Genomic DNA, 293 nt, shown 5'->3' on the forward strand with positions numbered 1-293 from the left:
CGTGTTCATGTCCATCGCCACCGCTTCAATCTGCTGGCATCGCTCGCCGAGCTGCTCGAAGAAGGGACGGATAGCGGCCCGGCTGTTGCCGTGCCCCACCCACAGGACGCGGGTTCGCTCGGCATCCATGATCACGGTGGCATAGCAGTGTCCCTTGTGCAGGGCAAACTCATCCATCACCAGCCGCCGCACCTCCCCAAGTTCGATGGTGCCCACACTGGTCTGCAAACGGCGCTTGTCGATCTCCTTGATGGTGTGCCAACCGACCCCGGTGAGCTGGCTGACATGGCGGA

1 protein-coding gene is annotated in these 293 nt (G+C 62.8%); it reads right to left on the reverse strand.

All coding sequences use genetic code 11. The annotated features are described in order from the left end of the window. On the reverse strand, nucleotides 1-293 hold a 293-nt coding region (locus J9889_RS17845; RefSeq protein WP_210557562.1), incomplete at both ends, for a transposase.

The sequence above is a fragment of the Aeromonas sp. PrichA-15 genome, assembly GCF_017939245.1.
Classification (GTDB): domain Bacteria; phylum Pseudomonadota; class Gammaproteobacteria; order Enterobacterales; family Aeromonadaceae; genus Aeromonas; species Aeromonas caviae.